Origin of the sequence: Thioalkalivibrio denitrificans (assembly GCF_002000365.1) — a bacterium.
GTDB lineage: Bacteria > Pseudomonadota > Gammaproteobacteria > Ectothiorhodospirales > Ectothiorhodospiraceae > Thioalkalivibrio_A > Thioalkalivibrio_A denitrificans.
Genome location: NZ_MVBK01000138.1, coordinates 1 through 6,193, shown reverse-complemented (window position 1 = coordinate 6,193; position 6,193 = coordinate 1). Strand labels below are relative to the sequence as shown.

The 6,193-nt window shown below is 64.5% G+C and carries 5 protein-coding genes; 2 read left to right on the top strand and 3 right to left on the bottom strand.

Annotated elements, in window-relative coordinates:
* Positions 1-49 precede the first annotated feature (49 nt).
* A complete protein-coding gene (locus tag B1C78_RS16545; RefSeq protein ID WP_077280263.1) occupies positions 50-550 on the bottom strand; it encodes a GlcG/HbpS family heme-binding protein in 501 nt (166 codons plus the stop codon).
* A gap of 341 nt (positions 551-891) precedes the next feature.
* Between B1C78_RS16545 and B1C78_RS16540 the strand changes: the two genes are divergently transcribed.
* Positions 892-2,793 (top strand): TonB-dependent receptor plug domain-containing protein, encoded by a 1,902-nt coding sequence (locus B1C78_RS16540; protein WP_175628345.1) that lies wholly within the window; start codon positions 892-894, stop codon positions 2,791-2,793.
* An 82-nt stretch (positions 2,794-2,875) separates the two neighbouring features.
* Complete coding sequence (locus tag B1C78_RS16535; RefSeq protein WP_175628344.1) at positions 2,876-4,318, top strand: 4Fe-4S binding protein; 1,443 nt, start codon at positions 2,876-2,878, stop codon at positions 4,316-4,318.
* A 144-nt stretch (positions 4,319-4,462) separates the two neighbouring features.
* On the opposite strand, the gene B1C78_RS16530 is transcribed toward B1C78_RS16535, so the two are convergent.
* Positions 4,463-4,720: a MoaD/ThiS family protein gene (locus B1C78_RS16530; protein WP_077280259.1), complete on the bottom strand. Its 258-nt coding sequence runs from the start codon at positions 4,718-4,720 to the stop codon at positions 4,463-4,465.
* Between the two features lie 13 nt (positions 4,721-4,733).
* Positions 4,734-5,864 carry a WD40/YVTN/BNR-like repeat-containing protein gene (locus tag B1C78_RS16525; protein WP_077280262.1) on the bottom strand — a complete coding sequence of 377 codons (1,131 nt, stop codon included), beginning with the start codon at positions 5,862-5,864 and terminating at the stop codon, positions 4,734-4,736.
* Between the last annotated feature and the right edge of the window lie 329 nt (positions 5,865-6,193).

Below are 6,193 nucleotides of genomic sequence, written 5' to 3'. Positions count from 1 at the left end.
CGCAGTAGGAGCAGCCTAAGTCCGACAGGCTCCTCGCATCCGGTTGGTTCTAAAGAGCCAGTTTGTCGCGAATCTTGTCGATTCCGGCCTTGGCGCAGGCGTCGTCCGCCTCGCCGGTGGGCCCGCCGGATACGCCGATGCCGCCGACGATGGAACCCGCCTGCTCGATCAGCATGCCGCCGCCCAGGATCACCACGCCGGGCAGGTCCCGGATACCGCTGGAGGGCCTGCCGGGCTGGGAGATGTCCATCAGATCCGTGGTATTGGTCCGAAAGCTGACCGCTGTCCATGCTTTGCCGACGGCGGTGTCCGGCGTATGGGCGCCGGCGAAGCGGTCACGCAGCAGCACCTGCGTGTTGCCGCCCCTGTCAACGACAGCCACTGCCACCTGGTAACCGCTGTCGCGGCAGTTGGTCAAGGCCGCCTGAGCCGCCTCCAGGGCGACCTCGGGAATCAGCACGGGGTAGTTGAACGTGGCGCTGTCCTGGGCCAGGGCCGTCGTGGAAACGGCCGCGGCCAGAACGGCCGTGACAAGTATCTTGCGTGTCATGATGAATCCCTCCTCGCTCGTGCATACGGTTCCGAGCACTTCGGGTGTCTGTTCAAAAAGTATAGTCATTCATGCCGGCACCGACGGTGAGCGGTCTCGGCGTCCCGTTCGAGTTCTCCGTTGCCGAACCGCGTGCATCGCGCTCTTTTCCGTCACACCCTCCGAGCTTGCCCGGGATGCGGCAAATCCCCCGTCACCGCGGCAAATGCCGCAATTCCATCGCCGACGCCCGCAAGAAGGCGTGCCCGCAGGCGCATTCCCGGTTGGTCCCGATATTGCTTCCTGCATGTGGCCCCCCGCGGTCCCGCGGACATCAATTCACGTGCCGGAAAGATGGATCAGTGAGAAAAATCAAACGTTCGGTCCTCATGGCGGGAATGTCCGCCACCCTGCTGTTTGCCGCAAGTCACACCGCCTGGAGTGAGACCGCGGGTCTCGACGAGGTCATTGTCTCGGCCACGCGTACCGAGCAGCCGGTGGAAGACGTAAACGCGTCGGTTCAGGTCATCTCCAGGGAGAGCATCGAGCGGTTTTCAGGCCGAAGCGTAGCGGAGGTCCTGCAGTTCGCGACCGGCATGCTGGTACGCGATACCGGAAGCAGTGCAAACGTCTCCCTGCGCGGATTCGATTCCGGCCACACCCTGATCCTGGTGGACGGGATGCGCCGCACGGAAAAGTATGCGGGCAGCAACGTTAACAACCTGTCGCTGGAGGACATCGAGCGGATCGAGATCGTCCGGGGTCCGATGTCGGCCCTGTACGGCTCGGAAGCCCTGGGCGGTGTCATCAACATCATCACTCGGCGCGCCATGGACAGGCCGCCCACGCAGGCGAAACTCACCCTGGGCGGCACCGGGGACGGCCAGCGTGAGACCGCCCTGCTGCACCTTTCCAGTGGTTGGGCCAGCCCCAGGACGCGGCATCGCGTCGGGCTGGAGGCGAAGTACAGGGAGCCGTTCCGTGTCGACAAGGACAGTGTCGACACGGACCTGAGAGAGGAAAACCGACTGTTTCTCAATTACGACGGCCGCTTCACGCTGGACACGGGCGCTGACATGGGGCTCACCCTGGAGTACGTGGAACAGGACGACAAGGGCGTCGGCCTGGACAGGTTCGGCAACCCCTACGACCAGCTCGAACGTGAGACACGCTATTTCGTGGGCGGCAGTTACTCCGATGTCGTGGGCGCCGGCCTGCTTGATGTGAACCTGGGTTACGGGACCAGCAGCGCGACCGTCAATCGCGGCACGGCCGAGGATGAGACCACCGACTTCGATCAATACCAGTCGGAACTCACCTATGCCTGGGAAGCATTCGAAGGGCATTTCTTCAACGTTGGCGCCGGCTATCGCTATGACGATGTCGAGATCAGCACGCTCTCCGGAGCGGTAGACAGGGAAGTGACACACCTGTTCGCCCAGGATCAATGGAGCATCACCGACACCGTGGAACTGACACTTGGCGGGCGCTACGACAACTACAGCGACTTCGGCGACACCTTCAATCCGCGGGCCACGCTCGCCTGGCGGCCGGGGGACTGGGGGTTTCGTGTCAGCCACGGCACCGGATTCAGGGCGCCCACGCTGCTGAATCTTTACATGCAGGACATGGTGCGCGGAGCTTTCCTCATTCGCGGCAACGAAGATCTTAAGCCGGAAAAGTCGGTCACCACGGAGGCGGCGGTCACGTACCGTTTCCGCCAGGGTCGGGTGGAATTGATCGTCCATGACTCCAGGCTCAGGGACCTGGTGGCCTCCCAGGCCACCGGAGACCTGGTGAACGGCAGAACGGAACTGGTCTACCAGAATGTGGACAAGGCGACGATCAGGGGTGCTGAGTTGCTCATGGATCTGATGCCAAGCGATGTCAGCCGCATTCATTTCGGAGCGGAGTATATCGATGCAAGGGACACCACGCTCGATGAACGCCTGACCGACCGCCCGCGCTGGCAGGCGCGCATCGGCGCCAGCCGGCATTTCGGTAGAACGGCGATCGAATTCAGGGTTCGCCACCTGGAAGACTTCTGGGCGCCCGACCCCGGGATCCCCGACGCCGAAAACTATAACAGCAGATTCACCACGACCAGCCTCCACCTGGACCACAGGTTCTCGTCGTCGATCAGTCTCTTCGGCGGTGTGGACAACCTGTTCGACAGGAAGATGCCGGACAACATGGCCTTCCGCGGCACCCCCGACGACCCGGGTGCCCGTTACTACTACGCGGGCATCAAGGGCACATTTTAACCCGCGTATGTCGCGGGGATCACAGCAAGAAACTTTGTGATCGACACGGGACGCGGTCCGCGGAGTGCGTGAGGGGAGTTCAGTGAAGGAAGAGATCCTGATCAGAAGATCGCCCGGTGCCGTCGGCAGGGCCGGGTCCGTCCGCGGACGCTGGGATATCACGGCAACGCCTGTCTTGGGCAGGCTGCTGCGCAGCCCCGTTCCGCTGACCGCCCTCAGACTGGTGGTGCTGAGCCTGCTGATCCTGGGAATCGTTCACGGGCTGAGCCGCCCGGACAGCCGGAGCGGACTCACTCTGCTGCTGTTCTGGGGCCTGTTCTGGCCTTTGCTGACCGTATTGGTGACACCCACCCTCGGCAACGTGTTCTGCGCAATCTGCCCCCACGGTTTCGTCGGCAGATGGCTGACGCGTGTCGGCCTCAAGCGCCGGTTCCCGGCGATGCTGCGAGGCGGCGGAATCGGCCTGTTGGTCCTGGTGCTCGGTTACTGGTTCATCCACTACACCATGCCCGGGGCCCTGACCCGTTCGACCGTCGTGACCGCGTGGTATTTTCTCGGGTTCACGGTGCTCGCGTTCGTCAGCTTCTATGTGTTTTCCGGCATGTCCTACTGCAAGCACCTCTGCCCGCTCGGAAGACTCCTGGCGGTGCATGGCAAGCTGGGCGCGATGCAGATCACCACCGAGTCGCGGGATTGCGGATCCTGCCGCGATTTCGATTGTGCCAAGACATGCACCTACAAGCTCTCGCCGTTTCGTTTCGAGGCCAACAACAACATGGAGCAGTGCACGCTGTGCATGGACTGTGTGCAGGCCTGCGACAGCGTGCGTGTACAGATGCGTTTGCCGGGCACGGCACTGGTCAACCCCATCAGGCGGGGCGGCTCCTCCGACTACTGGGTGTTGCTGATGATTCTCGCCGTGGCCGGCGTCGCCGTGCAGATGTTGCACGGACTGCAGCACAGCGGGCTGAGTGATCACCTGCCCTGGAACGTGGCCGGAGCATGGCTGCAGGGTGCGCTGCACGTCTCGCCCGAGGCCTTCAACATCGGCCGATTTCTGGGTTTCGCCCTGGCCATCGTCTTGACGCTGGGTGCCGCACGGATCGGCTATGGGCGGGCCGCCCGTATTGCCGGGGTGGCGCCGGACGCACTGAGGCAGACGCTCGTGTACGGCCTCACGCCCGTGGCGATTCTCGGCCTGGTGCCGCACACCGTCACCCGCTTTGTCACGCGGGATGCCCATGCGCTGGTCAATGAGTTCGCCGGGTTGGCGGGCAGCACGCTGTCACTGGAGCCTCTGGCCTCGCGCGGCGACCCCTGGCTTGGTTATCTGGCCCTGATTGCCTACCTGGGGATGGCGTGGTCGCTGGCGCTTACGTGGAAACGCGCCGGACTGCTGGTTTCCGACGCAGGACTGCGCTTGAAGGTCAGCCTCTGGGCTGCGGCGCCCATACTGGTCTACATCGCCATCTTCGCCTTCAAGCTCTGGGCGCTGTCGACCTATGGGACTGCACATCACCACTAGGAGCAGGTCCCGTCTGCGAGTTGCTCGGGGCTGCATGTAGGAGGACCGCCCCGGGCCGAAGGCGGCGCCCATCGGAGGCACGGCGGTTCGCGGCCGGGTCGCCGCTCCTACGGGTGCGTCAGACGCCTCGTCACGGCACCCCGCTCAACCGCCGCTCAGTGCCTGCACGATCACCACCTCGTCGTCCTCGGACAGCGGCGACGACAGGTCGAAGACCGCCTCCTGGTTGATGAAGAATCGCATGTGCGGGCGTATGCGGTTCTGCTCGTCGATCACGCGGAAGCGGATGCCCGGATAGCGCCGATCGAGGTCGTCCATGAGTTCCCCGAGCGTGGCGCCATGGGCCTCAACATGCGCACGGCCCGTGTAGGAAAGCAGCGGCGTGGGAATGAGTACGTTCATGATGGCGTCGGCCCTATGGCAGCAGTGCCGCTTCCACGGCGTAGATCTCGGGCAGGTGCCGGGCGATGCAGGACCATTGCACGCCTTCATCCGCACTCATCCACAGTTCGCCGCTGGTGGTGCCGAAGTACAGCCCCACCGGGTCCAGTGTGTCGGTGTTCATGGCCTGGCGCTTGACCGTCCACCACGCCTGCGCCTCGGGCAGCCCCCCGGCGAGGCGTTCCCAGCGCTGCCCACCGTCGCGGGTGGCGTAGACGGCGGGTCTGCCTTCGGGGCAGGTGCGCGGCCAGACGTCGTTGCCGTCCATGGGGAACACCCAGGCCATGTCCGAATCGCGGGGATGGACAGCCATGGGAAACCCCACGTCGCCCACCTCCGGCGGCATGGTCCGGCCGATCCGTGTCCATCGGCGGGCCGGACGGTCGAGCCGGTAGATGCCGCAATGGTTCTGCTGGTAGAGACGGTCGGGATTCGCCGGACACATGCGCACGCAGTGGGGATCGTGGAAGGTGACCTCTGCGGGATCGAAACCTTCCACCACTTCCATGCCCTCGACCAGCGGCGTGAAGGTGCGCCCGCCATCCAGTGACTCGTGAACGCCGCCCCCGGACATGGCGAAGTAGAGATGCCGGGGGTCGCGGGGATCGACGAGGATGGAGTGCAGCTTGGGGCCGTCCGGGGTGCCGTCCTGCACGGTGCCCATCCATTGGCGGTACTGCGGGTCCTCGTTGATGGTCGAGAACGGGGTCCATGTGATGCCGCCGTCCTCCGAGCGGAACAGGCCCTGGGGGGAGGTGCCCGCGTACCAGGCCTCCGGCTCATCGGCGTGGCAGGGGGTGAGCCAGAAGGTGTGATCCACGGCCCGGCCAGCGCCGCCGGACTCCGGGGAAAAGGCCGGCGGACGCACCGCTTCGTTCCAGCTGCGGCCCATGTCCATGGAGCGGAAGATGGTTGGCCCGAGGTGCCCGGTCTTCGCGGCGGCGAGCAGGGTGCGGCGGTCGCGGGGGTCCAGGACCAGGTGATGGATGATGTGCCCCAGGAAATGGGGTCCGTCCGCGCGCCATGTGCGGCGCGCGGTGTCGCCGTGAAACAACCACGCCCCCTTGCGGGTGGCGACCAGTATCACAATCTGTTCCTGAGCCATGTGTTGCGCCTCCGATCCGTTTGCCCGGTCCATGCCTGAGTCGATCAGTGAAGGCGAAAATCGACAGGTCCGAAGAACGGGCCGCAAACGGAAGGCGATGCGGGGGTCGAATTTTTGATTATAGGTGTGTCCGGCGCCGGGACACCCTGGTGCCATGTCCGGGTTAAGTCGTCCGCTGCCCCGGTGCTTGCAGTGTGCGGTAGTTCGGGGCGACAGTGTGGGAAACGAACCCCGGGGTGCTGGTGTTGTCGCAAGACTAGCTGTGTTACCCCAACAGGTTGTTCACAGGTAAAGCGTGGGAGGCTCTCAGGAAGGAGCGAAGCATGTCC